The sequence below is a fragment of the Seonamhaeicola sp. S2-3 genome (assembly GCF_001971785.1).
In the GTDB taxonomy this organism is placed as follows: domain Bacteria; phylum Bacteroidota; class Bacteroidia; order Flavobacteriales; family Flavobacteriaceae; genus Seonamhaeicola.
In genome coordinates, this window is sequence record NZ_CP019389.1 from 2,768,910 (window position 1) to 2,786,502 (window position 17,593).

General features: G+C 30.1%; 18 protein-coding genes and 3 pseudogenes. 8 read left to right on the plus strand and 13 right to left on the minus strand.

The annotated features are described in order from the left end of the window. Nucleotides 1-35: 35 nt before the first annotated feature. From gap to BWZ22_RS12015, 5 genes are all read right to left on the minus strand, one after another. Complete coding sequence (gene gap / locus BWZ22_RS11995) at nt 36-1,052, minus strand: type I glyceraldehyde-3-phosphate dehydrogenase (protein ID WP_076700264.1); 1,017 nt, start codon at nt 1,050-1,052, stop codon at nt 36-38. A 2-nt stretch (nt 1,053-1,054) separates the two neighbouring features. After that, a complete protein-coding gene (lipA, locus tag BWZ22_RS12000; protein ID WP_076700267.1) occupies nt 1,055-1,933 on the minus strand; it encodes a lipoyl synthase in 879 nt (292 codons plus the stop codon). Between the two features lie 120 nt (nt 1,934-2,053). Then, on the minus strand, nt 2,054-2,599 hold the full coding sequence (locus tag BWZ22_RS12005) for an RNA polymerase sigma factor (protein WP_076700268.1): 546 nt from the start codon (nt 2,597-2,599) through the stop codon (nt 2,054-2,056). After that, a complete protein-coding gene (locus tag BWZ22_RS12010; RefSeq protein ID WP_076700271.1) occupies nt 2,590-3,699 on the minus strand; it encodes a glycosyltransferase in 1,110 nt (369 codons plus the stop codon). Before BWZ22_RS12010 ends, BWZ22_RS12005 begins: the two co-directional genes overlap by 10 nt. Before the next feature lie 6 nt (nt 3,700-3,705). Continuing rightward, a complete protein-coding gene (locus BWZ22_RS12015) occupies nt 3,706-3,909 on the minus strand; it encodes a membrane or secreted protein (RefSeq protein ID WP_076700272.1) in 204 nt (67 codons plus the stop codon). Between the two features lie 140 nt (nt 3,910-4,049). Here BWZ22_RS12015 and BWZ22_RS12020 point away from each other — a divergent pair. From BWZ22_RS12020 to BWZ22_RS12035, 4 genes and pseudogenes are all read left to right on the plus strand, one after another. Continuing rightward, a pseudogene (locus tag BWZ22_RS12020) lies at nt 4,050-4,478 on the plus strand (aquaporin); the annotation flags it as partial. A gap of 64 nt (nt 4,479-4,542) precedes the next feature. Next, nucleotides 4,543-4,926 (plus strand): hypothetical protein, encoded by a 384-nt coding sequence (locus tag BWZ22_RS12025; RefSeq protein ID WP_076697215.1) that lies wholly within the window; start codon nt 4,543-4,545, stop codon nt 4,924-4,926. Nucleotides 4,927-4,969: 43 nt separating this feature from the next. Beyond that, complete coding sequence (locus BWZ22_RS12030) at nt 4,970-5,905, plus strand: transposase (RefSeq protein ID WP_076697213.1); 936 nt, start codon at nt 4,970-4,972, stop codon at nt 5,903-5,905. 34 nt (nt 5,906-5,939) lie between these two features. After that, nucleotides 5,940-6,203, plus strand: a pseudogene (locus tag BWZ22_RS12035) (aquaporin); the annotation flags it as partial. Nucleotides 6,204-6,280: 77 nt separating this feature from the next. On the opposite strand, the gene BWZ22_RS12040 reads toward BWZ22_RS12035, so the two are convergent. The 4 genes and pseudogenes from BWZ22_RS12040 to BWZ22_RS12055 all read right to left on the minus strand — a co-directional run bounded on the left by BWZ22_RS12040 (nt 6,281) and on the right by BWZ22_RS12055 (nt 9,865). After that, nucleotides 6,281-7,069, minus strand: a complete 789-nt coding sequence (locus BWZ22_RS12040) for an anti-sigma factor (protein WP_076700275.1) — start codon at nt 7,067-7,069, stop codon at nt 6,281-6,283. An 11-nt stretch (nt 7,070-7,080) separates the two neighbouring features. Next, complete coding sequence (locus tag BWZ22_RS12045; RefSeq protein WP_076700277.1) at nt 7,081-7,611, minus strand: RNA polymerase sigma factor; 531 nt, start codon at nt 7,609-7,611, stop codon at nt 7,081-7,083. Nucleotides 7,612-7,662: 51 nt separating this feature from the next. Then, nucleotides 7,663-8,676, minus strand: coding sequence for a UDP-N-acetylmuramate dehydrogenase (gene murB / locus BWZ22_RS12050; protein WP_076700279.1), 1,014 nt, complete (start codon nt 8,674-8,676; stop codon nt 7,663-7,665). Then, nucleotides 8,676-9,865 (minus strand): annotated as a pseudogene (locus tag BWZ22_RS12055) (pyridoxal phosphate-dependent aminotransferase). Before BWZ22_RS12055 ends, murB begins: the two are co-directional and overlap by 1 nt. 126 nt (nt 9,866-9,991) lie before the next feature. Between BWZ22_RS12055 and BWZ22_RS12060 the strand changes: the two are divergent. Next, nucleotides 9,992-11,332, plus strand: coding sequence for an aspartyl protease family protein (locus BWZ22_RS12060; RefSeq protein ID WP_076700281.1), 1,341 nt, complete (start codon nt 9,992-9,994; stop codon nt 11,330-11,332). A 55-nt stretch (nt 11,333-11,387) separates the two neighbouring features. Here the strand turns inward: BWZ22_RS12060 and BWZ22_RS12065 are convergent, their stop codons facing one another. Both BWZ22_RS12065 and BWZ22_RS12070 read right to left on the minus strand, forming a co-directional pair. Further along, complete coding sequence (locus BWZ22_RS12065; protein WP_076700283.1) at nt 11,388-11,774, minus strand: PUR family DNA/RNA-binding protein; 387 nt, start codon at nt 11,772-11,774, stop codon at nt 11,388-11,390. 154 nt (nt 11,775-11,928) lie between these two features. Then, entirely contained in the window at nt 11,929-13,686 is a 1,758-nt protein-coding gene (locus BWZ22_RS12070; RefSeq protein ID WP_076700285.1) for an ABC transporter ATP-binding protein, read from the minus strand. A 241-nt stretch (nt 13,687-13,927) separates the two neighbouring features. On the opposite strand from BWZ22_RS12070, the gene nusB reads away from it, so the two are divergent. From nusB to yajC, 3 genes are all read left to right on the plus strand, one after another. Beyond that, nucleotides 13,928-14,839 (plus strand): transcription antitermination factor NusB, encoded by a 912-nt coding sequence (gene nusB / locus BWZ22_RS12075; RefSeq protein WP_076702486.1) that lies wholly within the window; start codon nt 13,928-13,930, stop codon nt 14,837-14,839. Nucleotides 14,840-14,926: 87 nt separating this feature from the next. Then, a complete protein-coding gene (locus tag BWZ22_RS12080) occupies nt 14,927-15,382 on the plus strand; it encodes a DUF1573 domain-containing protein (protein WP_076700286.1) in 456 nt (151 codons plus the stop codon). A gap of 29 nt (nt 15,383-15,411) precedes the next feature. After that, nucleotides 15,412-15,699 (plus strand): preprotein translocase subunit YajC, encoded by a 288-nt coding sequence (gene yajC / locus BWZ22_RS12085; protein WP_076700289.1) that lies wholly within the window; start codon nt 15,412-15,414, stop codon nt 15,697-15,699. 94 nt (nt 15,700-15,793) lie between these two features. Here the strand turns inward: yajC and BWZ22_RS12090 are convergent, their stop codons facing one another. Continuing rightward, nucleotides 15,794-16,474 (minus strand): LytTR family DNA-binding domain-containing protein, encoded by a 681-nt coding sequence (locus BWZ22_RS12090; protein ID WP_076700290.1) that lies wholly within the window; start codon nt 16,472-16,474, stop codon nt 15,794-15,796. After that, nucleotides 16,471-17,526 (minus strand): sensor histidine kinase, encoded by a 1,056-nt coding sequence (locus BWZ22_RS12095; RefSeq protein WP_076700293.1) that lies wholly within the window; start codon nt 17,524-17,526, stop codon nt 16,471-16,473. Before BWZ22_RS12095 ends, BWZ22_RS12090 begins: the two co-directional genes overlap by 4 nt. Between the last annotated feature and the right edge of the window lie 67 nt (nt 17,527-17,593).

The window sequence follows — 17,593 nt, forward strand, 5'->3', positions numbered from 1 at the left end:
GGGACATATTATTTCAATATTACCGACAAATATAATTATTTTATCGACAAAATACATCTTTTTTCCGATAAATTGCATAATAAGTCAATTATTCGTGTAGAATACCCAGTTTCATTATCATACCAGCCAATGATTTTAACCATGTTACCAATAACAGATGTCATTTGAGAATCAAATATGCAAGAATGTTTATTCCCAATAATATCTATTGAAACAATAGGGTCTTCTGTATATTCTAAAATACCTTTATAACTATTTTCTGAAGCACTTTTAAAAGCATTATTAATATCTGCAATGGTAACAGAATCTTTTACATTAAAAGTAATATCTGTTAAAGAACCATTTATAACAGGAACCCTAATACCACAACCACCAATTACACTTGATAGTTCTGGGAAAATTTTTGTTAATGCTTTTGCTGCACCTGTTGTTGTTGGAACTATAGATTGTCCTGCAGCTCTAGAACGACGTAAATCTCTATGTGGTTGATCATGTAAACTTTGATCTGTAGTATATGAATGAACCGTTGTTATGTAGGCTTCATTTATACCACAAAATTTATTAATAACATCAAACATAGGTGCTGCATTGTTGGTGGTACATGATGCGTTAGAAACAATACGCTCTGTACCGTCTAAAATGTGATCGTTTACACCTAAAACAATTGTTTTAATATCATCATCAAGAGGCGGCACACTTAAAATTACTTGTTTAGCACCATTTTTTAAATGATATTCTAAGTCTGAAGTAGTTTTAAATTTTCCAGTAGATTCAATTACAAAATCAACATTATACGGAGTCCAGTCAATGTCTTTTGGGTGTTTTTTGTTTAATAACGGAATTGTTTCTTCATTTACAATAACATTATTTTCATTTGAAGAAATAGTACCGTTAAAAAGTCCGTGAACACTATCATATTTAAGAAGGTGGCTTAAAGTTTTGGCGTCTGCTAAATCATTAATAGCCACCACTTTTATGTTTTTATAATCTTGAAGTAATTTAAAAACGCGTCTGCCTATTCTTCCAAAACCGTTTATAGCAACAGTAATCATTTTTAATTGATGTGTTTTTGAGCTCTGTATGATGAACGTACTAAGGCGCTACTTTCTACATGACGGAAACCTAGTTCTAAACCAATTTCTTCGTATTCTTTAAATTGGTCTGGATTAATAAATTTTTGTACTGGTAAATGTTTTTTACTTGGTTGAAGATATTGACCAATAGTTACAACATCTACATCATGAGCTTTTAAATCATGAAGTGTTTCAATAACTTCTTCTCTGGTTTCTCCTAAACCAAGCATAATACCAGATTTTGTACGTCTTTGTCCTTGTTGTTTTAAGTATTTAAGTACGCCTAAACTTCTATCATATTGAGCTTGTATTCTAACAGATCTAGTTAAACGTCTTACAGTTTCAATATTATGAGATACTACTTCAGGAGCTACATCAACAATTCTGTCAATATGTTGTTCAACACCTTGAAAATCTGGAATTAAGGTTTCTAAAGTTGTGTCGGGGTTCATTCTGCGTACAGCTTTAACAGTTTCTGCCCACATAATGCTACCCATATCTTTTAAATCGTCTCTATCAACACTGGTTAAAACGGCGTGTTTGATATTCATTAACTTTATAGATCGAGCTACTTTTTCGGGTTCGTCCCAGTCTACAGACTCTGGTCTACCGGTTTTAACACCGCAAAAACCACAAGAGCGCGTGCATATATTACCTAAAATCATAAAGGTAGCGGTACCTTCGCCCCAGCATTCACCCATGTTAGGGCAACTTCCTGAAGTACAAATGGTATTTAATTTATACTTATCTACCAAACCTCTTAACTCTGTGTATTTTTTTCCGGTAGGAAGTTTTACACGAAGCCATTTTGGTTTTGGTTTTTTTTCTGGTAATATATTAGATGTTGTTTCTTTTTGCATTGCTAAAAAAATGAGATGCAAAGATACAAAGTATTCTTTTAAAATTTGGTAAATAGCCGTAGGCTAAATGCCTTTAAAAACCTAAAACAAATTAGTTTAAACGAAGAGATTATTCTAGGACTAAGATTTTTGAATAATTTCTGCCAATAACTTTTTAGCTCTTAGTAATTTAACCTTAACATTGTTAATAGGTTCATTTAATTCATTTGATATTTCTTTATAACTTAACTCTTGAAAATAACGCAGATGAATTACTTTTTGATAATGTGGTTTTAATTTTTTTATATCTCTAAGTAATTTGGCTAAATGTTGTTCTGTAATTAATTTATCTTCAATAGAAGGCGATTCATCTAAAATTTGAAGAATAGAGTCTTCTTCATTTGAAACTACTTGAGAAATAGATTTTTTTTCTTTTCGTAATAAATCAATATGAATGTTTTTAGAAATGGTTATTAGCCACGTTTTAAATTTATATTTATTATCAAAAGTTTCAATTCTATCAAAAGCTCTAGAAAAAGTTTGAATTGTAATATCCTCGGCATCACTTTCGTTTTCCACACGTTTTAATTGAAAGCCGTAAACATCATCCCAAAAGGTATCTAGTAGGTAATTAAACGCTTTTTGGTCATTTTCTTTTGCGCGTTTAATAGCATTATTTATTTCCAATGGTTAGGTTTTGAAATAAGATTGTTTATAAATATAGTTAATTGTGTAATAATTAAAAAAACTTCTAGAAAAGGGAGTAGCCAAAGCACATCTTTTTCGTTTAGTTTTTTAGCTGATAATCCGTAAATTACATATTGTACGGTTATTTTTAAAATAAATAGGGTTAGTACTATTTGCCAATTATAAAGTGTTGCAATTAGTATAAACGCTAAAAGCCAAAATAAAAATTGTGTACAGTAAATAAGTGTTAATAAAGCTTTATGTTTTAGTTTGTAATGATTTGCTGTAGAAATGTGTCTTCTTTTTTGTTTATACCAATCTTTTAGAGTGGTTTTAGGATTAGAGATAGTAAAACTTGGTTCTGAATAACAAGTGGCAGTATTATTTTTTGTAGCAATTTGATTTACAAACAAATCATCATCACCAGATTTTATTTGAATGTGATTTATAAAGCCATTAGCCTTAAAAAATTCTTTTTTAGTGTAGGCTAAATTTCTACCAACTCCCATATAAGCTATACCTAGTTTTGCAAATGAAAAATATTGAATTGCAGTAACCAATGTTTCAAACCTAACCAGTTTATTTAGTAAAGATTTTTTTATTTTTGAATAAGCGCCATACCCTAAAACAATGCTCTTATTATTAAAATGTGACGCCATTTCACTAATCCAGTATTTTGAAATGGGTTTACAATCGGCATCTGTAAATAAAAGAAACTCGTTAGTCGAGGCTTTTATACCAAGTGTTAAAGCGTACTTTTTATTACCCCAAAAGGCTTCTACATTTTTTACGTCAACAATTTTAATATTGTTGCTCTGTTTTTTGAAAGTCTTCATTACTTCTAGAGTATCATCTGTTGAAGCATCATTAATGAGAACTATTTCAAAATTTGGATAATCTTGATTGATTACAAAAGGTAAAAAGTTTTTTAAATTTTCAGCTTCATTTTTAGCACAAATTATAACTGAAATAGGAATCTTTTTTACAGATTCTTTTTTTTGCTTAGAGAATGAAAATTTACCGAATAAAAAAAAGTAAATAATAACTTGAATACAAACTACACTAATAAATGTATAGTAAATAAAATCAAGTAAACTCATATAGATTTATGAGTGTTGAGGTTCATTACAATCGGCAAATTGATCTGGTGTTTTACCACAAAAGCCACAGGCTTCTCCATTTTTGTTTAACATGGGGTTTTGGCTAGCACATGTTCCTGAAAATTTACCGTCTTTTTTTGCCCAAATTTTAATGGCAATTCCTGCTATGGCTAACCCTAATATTGCTACGGTGATTAAAAAAAGTTTCATTGGAAAATATTTTATGCAAAGGTAACATTTTTATCAATTATTTGTGCTGAATATGATAAACATTAACTATGTGACTAATTGCCTGTTTTAGTGTCATATATATAATTTATTAACAAATACTAACTAATTAAATTTGAATTATGAAAAAATTATTCGCAGAGTTTTTCGGAACATTTTGGCTTGTTTTTGGTGGTTGTGGTAGTGCTATATTTGCAGCCGCTTTTCCAGAATTGGGTATTGGTTTTGCAGGTGTTGCATTAGCATTTGGTTTAACTGTTTTAACTATGGCATTTGCCGTTGGGCATATTTCTGGAGGTCATTTTAATCCAGCAGTATCTTTTGGTTTATGGGCAGGAGGTAAGTTTGAAGCTAAAAATTTAGTGGGCTATATTATTGCCCAATTAATTGGTGGGTTGGCCGCTGCTGGATGTTTATATTTAATAATAACTAATAAAGCAGGTTTTGATTCTATTGGAGGGTTTGCAGCTAATGGTTATGGTGCGCTTTCTCCAGATGGTTATTCTATGACAGCTGCTTTAATAGCAGAATTTTTGCTAACAGCTTTTTTCGGATCAATCTCAAAAGTTGGGTCTAAAGAGAAAAATAATTTTCTTTGTACTTTAAATTATATTGATGAATAAAGACACTGAGTTATCCTTGTTAAGTTTAATATTACCAGAAGGAATATTAGAGTATTTTGATATTGTTGGATTCGATAAGAAGCCTATAAAGCATGTTTTATATGAGAACCGTCTAACGATATATTTGGAGGAGAAAAAACAAATACCATCTAAGTACAAGGATTGCAAGTATAAAGCCAGTGGCTTCATGGAGCCTCGAATAATCGAGGATTATCCCGTTCGAGACAATCTACTATCATTAAATCTTAAACGAAGGCGTTGGGACGTTCTACTTGATAAAAAGAGGATTAAAGTAAGTCGTGAATGGGATGAATTTATTGCACAGGGAACTCGAATATCAAAAGAGTTTGCTGCTTTTTTAAAAGAAATCGACTGATAATACTGCTCTGAGCAGCCAACAACTTGGGCGCCAGTATGGTATGTCCGGAAAAAGGCTTCAAAGACATTATAAGGATCACTTAAGTGATTTTAAGCAATGGGAGCATAAGAGTCATGCTAAACAGTGGCTTGTTTTCCCTGAAAACTTAGGTTCTTATTTATCCATTGATGAGACAGCGCTGTCCAAGGGAGAGCTCTATACCATCATTACCAATAAGAAGGCCAAAGGAAAGAAAGGGGCTTTAGTTGGGATATTCCACGGAACTAAAGTGGAGCCTATTATCGAACAACTCTTGAAGATCCCAGCAAAAAAGCGTGCTAAAGTGAAAGAGATTACCTTAGACATGGCTAACTCTATGAAAACAATCTCCACTAAATGTTTCCCGAAAGCCATCCAAGTAACAGACAGGTTCCATGTACAGAAGCTGGCAATAGAGGCGCTCCAAGATCTTCGTATCAAATACCGATGGGAAGCTTTGGATCAAGAAAATGAACAGATAAAGCTATCTAGAGCTGCCGACAAAGAATTTAAACCTGTAACTTTTTCTAATGGTGATAGCTCAAAACAACTCCTGGCCAGGAGTAGATATCTACTGTATAAATCCCCAGATAAATGGACTCCAAATCAGAAAGAGAGGGGACAGATATTGTTTAATGAATACCCAGAATTAAAGAAAGCTTATGGACTTGTTCAAGGCTTGAGGAATATTTTTAACCAAGCCATAGATATTAAAGTAGCTTACACCAAACTAGCCCACTGGTACAAAGATGTAGAGGAGTCAGGATTTAAGAGCTTCCAAACGGTAGCCAATAGTATTACTTTAAATTACCGCTCTGTACTCAACTATTTTATAAACAGAAGTACTAATGCTTCAGCTGAATCCTTTAATGCCAAAGTAAAGGCTTTTAGATCTCAATTTAGGGGAGTCAGGAATACGGAATACTTCTTATATCGCTTGATTAAATTATATTCTTAAAATGGTAAAAACCCAGATTTTGGACTTGATCCCTTTTTTCTTATTAATTATTTTAGGAAGCACAAATAAAAGAGCACCTAAAGGGGTTGCTCCTATAGCTATTGGTTTAGCACTTACTTTAATACATTTAATTAGTATTCCAATTACTAATACATCGGTTAATCCTGCTCGTTCAACTAGTCAAGCGTTATTTGCAGGTGGAGAATATACAGCACAACTTTGGTTATTTTGGGTTGCGCCTATTGCTGGTGCTATTGTTGCTGGATTTATACATAAAACCTTATTTGATAAAGAGTAGTTTATAATGTATTTGAAAATAAAAGCCTCGTCTTAATTAAAACGAGGCTATTTTATTTTGAAGTATTTAATATTTGCTTAGTGCAAACTAATTTCTGCTACTTTTTTATCTAATGAAGCTATTTTATTACCTCCTTTAGGTTCAATAGTTATATTTAAAGCTAAGGCGTCTTCGGCATAAGGAATATTCATGAGCTTTCTATCGGTTTCATTTAAAATACCCAAGCTTACCATTTTACCTTGAATGTCTGCCCAAATTTGATAGCATTGTTCTTCTGGTAATTCTGGTAAAGAAACTACATCAATCATAGATGTTTTTTCTTTAGGGTTTATGTAGGCTACCGTTTTTAATTCTTTAGCTCTTTCATTACCGTTAATGATATATTTCTCTGTTTCTGGGTTGTTAAGCTTTAATAATTGACGCATAACATTGTCTAACATTTTATTGTTTTGTTCAATATCACTACGTAAATCAAAAATTTCATCAACAACAACCTGATTTTCCTCTGCTAGTTTTTGATTTTGATTATACAAGAAATATGATGTACAAGCAAAAACAACGGCAGCAACACTAGCGGCTATAGAGTATTTATACCAAGTTTTTCTGCTTCTAGTTGTGTTCATTTTCACCACAGGGGCTTCATCAAGTTCTTCTAAAATATTATTTAAAATATGTTTAGGAGCTTCAACAGCATTACTTTTAGCTACAATCTCTAAGTTTTGCTGTAAGGTGTCGTACGTATTCTGTACTTCTGGGAATTTCGAAATATAAGATTCAACCATTTCTGTTTCGGCAGAAGTAGTTTCACCTATTAGATATTTTTCTAAAAGGCCAGAATTTAAAAAAGTAGTTATTTTCTCATTCATGACTTTATTAATTAAGGATTGTAGATTTTTTTCAATTCACGCAATCCAATTTTTAATCTCGACTTTATAGTACCTAGCGGAATATTTAATTCATCACTAGCTTCTTGCTGTGTCATACCCTCAAAAAAGAGCGCATTAATTACTATTTGATATTTTTCATCAAGGGTGTTTAGATGCTTTTTTATATCTAAAACGTCTTGATTAATACTATCTGCTGTAAATTTATATACGACAGAAGTTTCTATTTGGACTTCTTTACCGCTTTTGTTTTTTAAAGACCTTACTTTATCAATAGCCGTATTATAAGCAATTCTGTAGAGCCAAGTAAATAATTTGGCTTTACTAGAATCATATTTTTTTGCGTACCTCCAAATTTTTACAAAGCTTTCTTGAAGTACATCTTGGGCTGTTTCTTCGTCTGTAATTACCTTTCTAATAACTCCATAAAGAGCATCTGCATAATTTTCGTATAACAGAGAAATAGCTTTTTTATCGCCAGATTCTAGGAGATTTACTATTTCTTTTTCAATAGGAGTTATCAAAGTAAGTTTAGTTTAAATATTAATATGCCAAAAATAGAAATTTCTTTGAGATTATAAGATATTTACTTCTGCTTCAATAGAAATGTTGAATATTCTCTTGACAGTTTTCTGAATTAGTTTTGAGAGTTGTAATATATCTTTTCCTTTAGCATCACCATAATTAACGAGTACTAAGGCTTGATTTTTATGAACACCATAATTACCAAAACGCTTGCCTTTAAAACCAGCTTTTTCAATAAGCCAACCCGCAGGAACTTTTACATGAGTTTCTGAAACTGGATAACTAGGAATATCATTAAAATTTTCACGTAACTCATTATATACTTCTTTAGGAATTATTGGGTTTTTAAAGAAACTACCACTATTGCCTATTTTTTTTGGGTCTGGTAATTTACTTTTTCTAATAGTGATAATAGCGTCTGAAACGTTTTGTATGGTTGGGTTTTTTATCCCCATATTTTCTAATTCAGAAGTTATTGCTCCGTAATTAATATTTAATTTATGATTTTGTGTACTTAGTTTAAAAGTTACACTGGTAATAATATGTTTCCCTTTTGCGTCATTTTTAAAAATGGAGTTTCTATATCCAAAATTACAAGCTTCTTTATTGAATGTTTTTAGGGTTTTAGTTTCTAAAGATATAGCTTCACAAGACACAAATGTATCTTTTAACTCTACGCCATAAGCACCAATATTTTGTATAGGAGCGGTACCTACATTACCAGGAATAAGGGATAGGTTTTCAATACCACCAAAGTCATGTTTTAAACACCAAAGAACAAAGTTATGCCAATTTTCGCCGGCATTAGCTTTAATTATTACAGATTCCTGGTCTTTAGAAATGATTTCAATTCCTTTTAAGTTTATATGAATTACAAGTCCGTCAAAATCACTGGTAAGTAACATATTGCTACCACCACCAAGTATTAATTTTTTTGGATAGTTTTCTAGTGTTATGACTTTGTTTAGCTCGTCAATACTAGAAACTGAAACAAAATGTTTAGCGTTTACATCAATGCCAAAAGTATTATAGGCTTTTAATGATATGTTTTGTTTAATATGCACTAGTTTTTATAAACTTTTAAGGCTTCCTTTATAATATTTACGGCTTTAACTAAACTTCTTCTGTTAAGTACGTATGCAATCCTTATTTGGTTTTTTCCTATGTCTGGAGTAGAATAAAATCCACTAGCAGGGGCAACCATTACGGTTTCATTATCAATATCAAAAGACTCTAAGAGCCATTGAGCAAAGTGGTCTGCATCTTTTACAGGGAGTTCAACAATACAATAAAAAGCCCCCATTGGAGTGGCTACTTTTACATCATCAATTTTATTTAATTCTGTAATTAAAGTATTTCTTCTGTTAAGATACTTGTTTTTTACTTCTTCAAAATAACTAAAAGGCGTTTGTAATGCAGCTTCGCTTGCAATTTGCGCGTAAGTGGGAGGGCTCAATCTAGCTTGTGCAAATTTTAATACAGTGTGTCTAATTATTTCGTTTCTAGTTACTAAGCAACCAACTCTTGCACCGCACATACTGTAACGTTTAGAAACAGAATCTATCATAATGGTGTGTTCATCTAAGCCTTCTAATTCTAAAATAGAATAATGTGAGGAGCCATCATAAGTAAACTCACGGTATACTTCATCTGAAATTAAAAATAAATCGTTACGTTTTACAATATCTGCTAATTGTTTTATTTCTTTTTCAGAATAAAGACATCCGGTTGGGTTTCCCGGATTACAAATCATAATTGCCTTTGTTTTAGGCGTGATTAGTTTTTCAAATTCTTCAATAGCGGGTAAAGCAAAATTGTCTTCAATTTTAGAAACAATAGGAACTACTTTTATGCTCGCAGCAGTAGCAAAAGCTATATAATTGGCGTAAAAAGGCTCGCAAATAATAACTTCGTCATCAACATCCATAATGCTTCCAAATATAAAAGCAATGGCTTCACTAGCTCCAGTTGTTACAACAATGTCTTTATGAGACACGTTTATATTATGACCGCTATAGTAATTGGCAAGTTTCTTTCTGTAAGTTTCTGAGCCTTCAGAACGTGAATAAGATAAAATTTCAACAGAGTTATCTCTTACGGCTTGTAACGCTACTTCTGGGTTTTAATATCTGGTTGACCGATATTAAGATGGTATATATGTTTACCTTTTTTAATAGCATCTTCTGCAAATGGTACTAATTTACGTATGGGAGACTCGGGCATTAATTGTCCCTTTTTAGATATTGTTGGCATCTAATTTTTAATTTAGTGTGCAAATTTGAGAAAATTATCTTAAAGTTTTTTTAAAAAATGGTCTTAAATACTTAAGTCTAACTAAAAGATTTGTAAATTGATTAGTTAAATGATACCTGATAGTTAATGAAAAGACTTGTAATTTTTTTATATTTTTTTTGTGGTTGTGTAGCTATTTTGGTTGCTCAGAACAACAGGTTCATTATTCAAAATAAGAATGAAACGGACAAAATAAAGTTCAAATTAATTAATAATTTAATAATTGTCCCTGTTGAAGTTAATGGGGTAGAGTTGTCTTTTATTTTAGATACGGGTGTTAGTAAACCTATAATTTTTAACCTTTTACATGGTACCGATACATTAAAAATTAAAAATACAGAAAAGATTTTTTTACGCGGGTTAGGAGAAGGAGAACCTATAGAGGCATTAAAGTCTAGAGATAATATATTTAAAATTGGTGATGCGGTTAGTTTAAGGCAAGATTTGTATGCTATTTTTGGTTTAAATATAAATTTTGCTTCAAGATTAGGGGTGCCAATTCATGGTATTATTGGTTTAGATGTTTTTAGAGATTTTGTTGTTGAAATAAATTATATTCATAAAAATATCAAGCTTTTTAATCCTGATACTTATAAATATAAAAAGTGTACTAAATGCGAGCAATTTAACCTTGAGTTTTACAATAACAAACCTTATTTAAATGCCGAAGTAAGCCTTAATAATAAAAGAATTCCTTTAAAGCTATTAATTGATTCGGGAGGGAGTGATAGTTTGTGGCTATTTGAAGATGATTCATTAGGTATAACATCTGGTGATAATTATTTTAGAGATTTTCTGGGGCATGGCTTAAGTGGAAGTGTTTATGGTAAACGTGGAAGAGCAGATACGTTCTTTTTAAAAAGTTTTAAACTAAAAGAAGCTAACGTAGCATTTCCAGATTCAACATCAATATTTTTTGCAAAAAAAGTAGAAAACAGAAATGGCAGTATAGCAGGTAATATTTTAAAGCGCTTTAATATTATTATGGATTACAGAAACAAGTTAATTACATTAAAGAAAAACAGTAATTTTAGAGAAAGTTTTAGCTATAATAAAAGCGGAATAGAATTAGCTCATGATGGTGTTAGGTTTGTTAGAGAATATGAAAATGAAAATTATAAGTTTGATAAAAATGCACAAACCCCCAATAATAAAGAGGTACGCATTTTATTTGATATAAAGTCTAAAATGGTATTAAAACCCACTTATTCTATTGTAGAACTTAGAGAAAATTCACCAGCCGCACAAGCAGGTTTGCTAAAAGGCGATATAATATTATCAATTAATGGAAAGGCTTCTGATAATTTAACATTACAACAAATTATGCTTATGTTTTATGGCAAATCAGGAAAGCTAATAAGGTTAAAAGTTCAGCGGGGAGCAGTTATTTCAAACTATAGTTTTAGGTTAAAAAGTTTATTGAAATAAAAAAAGGCTCAAATCTTAGTTTAGATTTAAGCCTTTCTTCTTTTAATTTATATTTTTATATATCATCAAAATCTACATCTGTAAAACTCTCAGGGGTTTTAATGGTATCTTCAGATTTAGACTCAGAATTATTATTGTATTCTTTTTTAAAATCTTTTTGATGGCGTTCACTAATAACTTCATCACCTCTTTGCTCAATAATGAAATCTGTCATTTCAGCTAGAATATCTTTAAACTCAGCAAAGTCTTCTTTGTATATATAAATTTTATGTTTTTTGTAGTGGAATGAGCCATCATCATTAGTGAATTTTTTACTTTCAGTAATTGTTAAGTAATAGTCATCTGCTTTAGTAGCTCTAACGTCAAAAAAATACGTGCGTCTTCCTGCTCTTAAAACTTTAGAAAATATCTCTTCTCTCTCCATCATATCATTATTATTCATAGTTAAATAAATATTTATTTGAATTTATCGTTTGCGTATCAAAAATCTAAAAAAAACCGATACTAACCAACAAATTCTAAAGTTTCTTTTTTAAATATTCATTTTTATTGAATTTATTTTAACAAAATTGAGGGTTAAAATATTGATTTGATGTTTATTTAGTGTTTGTATCGCTTTTTTGTTTAAGGTATAAATGTTTGTAATAGCCTTCTTCTTTTATTAGAGATTTATGCGTGCCTTCTTGAACAATTTTCCCATCTTCTAAAACAATAATTTTATCTGCGTTTTTGGCAGAAGATACCCTATGGCCTACAATAATTGATGTTTTACCTTTGGTTATTTTTTCTAGGTTTTTTAGTATTTTTTCTTCAGTTTCAGTATCTACTGCCGATAAACAATCATCAAACAATAATATTTTAGGCGATTTTATAATAGCCCTAGCAATGGAAATTCGTTGTTTTTGCCCACCAGATAATGTAATACCTCTTTCACCTAAAACTGTTTCGTACCCGTTGTTAAATTTGATAATGTTTTTATGCACTTGAGCGTTTTTAGCAGCTTGTATTACTTCATCATCAGTAGCATCTTCTTTACCAAATTTTATGTTGTTTTTTATGGTGTCTGAAAATAAAAATGCGTCTTGGGGTACATGGCCAATACTGTCTCTTAAGTTGTATAGATTAAGGTTTTTAATATTTGTGTTGTTAACCAAAATAGCGCCTTTATCTATATCGTACAGTCTGCCTATTAAGTCTAAAATAGTTGATTTGCCAGACCCTGTTTTGCCTAAAATAGCAAGTGTTTCTCCTTCTTTTACACTAAAATTAATGCCTTTTAATGCTTCAATATTAGTGTCGTTATAAGTAAAGAAAACGTTTTTAAACTCAATATCACCTGTAATTTTGGTTGTTTCAGTAACGGTATTTTTAATTTCAGGTTCAATTTTTAAAAATTCATTTATTCGTTTTTGAGAGGCTTCTGCTTGTTGCACAATAGAGGTTACCCAACCAACAGTAGCAACAGGCCATGTGAGCATATTTACGTAAATAATAAACTCTGCAATGGTACCTAAGCTTTCAATCTCTCCATTAATATATTGCATACCACCTATGTAAATAACTAAAAGGTTACTGGTACCAATAAGTAATATCATCATAGGGAAAAACCAAGCTTGTATTTTAGCCAGATTTACTTGTTTTTCTTTACTTTCATTAGCCAATGATGTGAAATTTGATGATGTTTGTGGTTCTATACCATAGGCTTTTATAACGGTAATACCGCTGAATGATTCTTGAGTAAAGGTTGATAGTTTTGATAAATATTCTTGTACAATAGTACTTCTATTATGAATTTCTCTACTAAGTTTATAAATAATTATAGAAAGTATAGGTAGTGGTAATATAGTGTACAATGTTAATTTGGGCGCTTCATTAAACATGTAAATAAGTGCTACAACAAACAGAGCAACGGTATTGATGCTATACATAATGGCGGGTCCTGCATACATACGAACTCTACTTACATCTTCTGTAATACGGTTCATTAAATCACCTGTTCTATTCTTTTTATAAAAGTTTAAAGATAACTTTTGGTAGTGCTCATAAACTTCATTTTTTAAGTCAAATTCTACATATCTAGATACATTAATAATAGTCTGCCTCATAAAAAAGGTAAGTACTCCAGCAATTAAAGCGGCTCCAATTATCCAGAGAATAGCTTCTACTAACTCAGATTTAAATACTTCTTTAGTAATAGAGTTATCTAAATACCTTTCAACAGTAGCAAAAATCTCTTTTACGTACCTAGGTGTATAGAGTAAAAATATTCTAGCAGCTACAGTGATAACGCTACCTAGCAGAATATGTGTTTTGTATTTTAAAAAATACTTATTTAAATGCTGTAATTCTTTCATTAAAAATAAATCAACAAGAAAAGCAAAGATAGGGCATATAAACTATAATTACCTTTGTTAGGTATTTAGTAATTGTTAAAAATAGCATAAAGTTATAATCACAATAATATAAGATTGAAAATAGAGTTACTTTTTAAAATAATATTATTTTTGCAGCGTAAAAAAAGTAAATGTTTTACGTTATTTAAATTTTAAGTTCTTTGTAATTATGCTAAACAGAAGACATATCCGTATAAAAGTAATGCAAACTTTATATGCCTATAAAGGAGGCGAAAGTGATGATTTTAGTAAAGATCAAAAATTCTTACTGTTTAGTATAGATAATATGTATAATTTATACTTATTATTAATTTCTTTACTACCAGAGGTTAGAAAACGAGCAGAGAAAGATTTACTTAAAAAGCAACAAAAGTATCTTGCAACTCCAGAAGACAAAGATCCTAACAGAAAATTTATTAATAATCAATTACTTCAACTTTTAAGTAATAATATAAAGCTTAAAGACCAATTAGAAAACCATAAAATAAATAATTGGGAATTTGATGATGAGTATGTTGATATTATTTTTAAAGCAATAAGGTCTAGCGATTTGTATAAAGATTATATGCAGACTAGAGTTTCTGATTTTAAAGAAGATAAACAATTTGTTATAGATTTGTTTAAAGAAATATTGGCACCAAATGACAAGCTTTATGAATATATAGAAGATAAAAATTTAACTTGGTTAGATGATTTGCCTACAGTAAATACCACTATTTTAAAGCTTTTAAGAAAAGCCAAACCAACTTCTAACGATTCTCATTTTGTACCTAAATTGTATAAAGAAGAAGATGACAAACAGTTTGCAATTGATTTGTTTAAGAAAACATTATTAAATAAATCTGCTTTAAATACAGAAATAGAGAAGAAAACCAAAAATTGGGATTCTGATAGAATAGCGAATGTTGATTATATTTTGCTACAAATGGCAATATGTGAGTTGCAAAACTTTCCATCAATACCAGTAAAAGTAACCATTAATGAATATTTAGAAATTGCTAAAGAATACTCTACCCCAAAAAGTAGCATATTTATTAATGGAATATTAGATAAATTAGTAAAAGAATATACCGATTCTAAAACTTTAAAAAAGGTAGGAAGAGGTTTGTTATAAATTCTTGTTAAGTTGTTTTTTTAAAAGTTTTTAATCGCTTAAATAATTATTACTTTTACAGCAGATTAATAGAAAAAATAAATTAAAATGAAACAAATATTTTTAGGTATTAGTGTTTTATGCATGGTAGCCTTTACATCTTGTAAAGAAAATGCAGCAAAAAAAATTGATGAAAAAAATATTGCAGCAGCAGCAGAAAGAGATGCACAAGCTTCTAAATTTCCAGTTATTGAGTTTGATAAAACTGAACATGACTTTGGAGAAATAGAAAAAGGGAAAAAAGTATCAACCGTTTTTAATTATAAAAACACAGGAGATGCTCCTTTAGTTATTACAGATATAAAAAGTTCTTGTGGTTGTACAGTACCTCAAGATTGGAGCAGAAAACCATTAGCACCAGGAGAATCTGGTAAATTTACAGTTACTTTTAATGGTAGTGGTGCTAATAAAATTACAAAAACTGTTACTGTAACAGCCAATACAGAAAAAGGAAAAGAAATAGTGAAAATAACAGCATTTGTAAAAGATCCAAATGCTAAATAAGCTGATAAACCAGTAAAATAATTTATAAAATGGGAGAAGGAATTGGGGCATTTATGCCATTTATTTTAATGTTTGTAGTAGTGTATTTCTTTATGATTGCACCTCAAATGAAAAAAGCAAAAAAAGAAAAGAAATTTGCTGCAGAACTTAAAAAAGGCGATAGAGTAATTACCAAAAGTGGTTTACACGGTAAAATTTTAGAGCTAAATGACAAAGATAGTACATGTGTTATAGAAACTTTGTCTGGAAAGTTAAAATTTGAACGTTCTGCAATTTCTATGGAAATGAGCACTAAGTTAAATGCACCAGCAAAATAAAAAAACTATATATTAAGCTGTCTTACTAATGATAAGATGACAGTTTTTATAAAATTAGTCAAAACCAGAGGAGTTAACTTCTCTGGTTTTTGTTTTAAAATAATTTGGTTTTAACTGTATCGTAATAACTATCGCTTACAGGAATTTTAACTTCAGAAATTAGTAAGTCTCTTCCTTTTAAAGCAGATACTTTTTGTTTATTTACAATGTATGAACGATGCACTCTTAAAAATAAAGACGCAGGTAATTTCTCTTCGAGCGATTTTAGGGTTTGATGGCTCATTATTTTCTTTTCATTTGTATAGAAAACAACGTATTCGTTATCACTTTCAACATAAAGAATATCGTTATACTTTAATTTGTGCAAGTCATACCCAGATTTAACAGTAATGGAGTCTTCAATTACAGCAGTTGTGGTTTCTTCTTTTTTAAACTTGTTTACAGCTTGTAAAAAACGCTCAAAAGTTATTGGCTTTAATAAATAATCTAATGCATTTAAATCATAACCTTCTAAAGCGTATTCAGAATATGCTGTAGTAAAAATAATTTTTGTTTTAGAATTAATTAATTTAGCAAAATCAGTACCTTTTAATTCGGGCATTTGAATGTCTAGAAAAATAATATCAATATCCACTTTTTTTAGAAGCGGCATTGCATTTAAGGGGTTTTCAAAAGAATCAACTACTTCTAAAAAATCAATTTTATCAATGTAAGATTTTATAAGGGTTCTTGCTAATTCCTCATCATCAATAATAATACATTTTACTTTATTCATGCTAATTGTAAATGGAGCTTAACTTTAAAAATAGTTTCATTATTACTTACTGCTAGTTGGTGTTTTTTAGGATACAATATAGCTAATCTTTTCTTTACATTTTCTAAACCAATACCGCCAACTTTATCTTTTATTATTACTTTTTGAGGTTTACTATTTTCAACTTCAAAATCTAGTGTTTTTTCATTAGCTTTAATGGTAATTTTAATAAAAGCATTGTTAATATCATCTATATTACTGTGTTTTAAGGCGTTTTCTATAAACGGTATAAGTAGCATAGGAGCAATGGTAGCAGCATGATTAGTTATATTAAGTTTTATTGATATAGGGTACGTTTTGCTACTTTTTAATGCAAATAATTTTAGGTAGTTTTCAATATACTCAATCTCTTTTTTTAACGGAACGGTTTCTTGATCACATTCATACAATACGTATCGCAACATATCAGATAAATGAATAATGCTTTTTTGTGTTTTTCCAGAATCTATTCCCGCTAAGGTGTAAATATTGTTTAATGCGTTGAATAGAAAATGAGGGTTTATTTGAGATTTTAATAGCTTAAGCTCATTCTGTAAATTAATATTTAAAGCATTTATAGTCTCTTTTTCTTTTTGTTTTAAATAGCTATAAACCTCTACAGATAAAGCCAAAACATAAGTAATTGATAGTATTAATGAATAAAGCAAATATTGTGTTGGAGGTTTTTTCATTTCTAGAGGTGGAGGTCTCATTTCTGGTGCACGATGAGGTCTCATTTCTGGTCTTATTTTAGGTTGCACTTCTTCTAAAGGCATACCAAATGTGTTAGTTAAAAACCAAACAGAAACCCCAATTAATAAAATTGAAAAAACAGCAAATAGTAAATGTTTCTTTTTAAATAATAATTTAGGAGCAGCAAAGTAAATAAGTGCACTAATAAGTAGTATTTGAAATATTAAAACAACTAAGTTTTCTTTTAGTATTTCAACATCGGCGTCTTGATTTAGCCAAATTATATTGCCTATTACCAACCACAAACCGGCTTGTATAATGAGTCTTATAGTTTTATTCATACTGCAAAGTAAAGCAAAAAAAAATCTATGAATATTTTAAAAAGCTTTAAAATAAGGTGGTATTTAT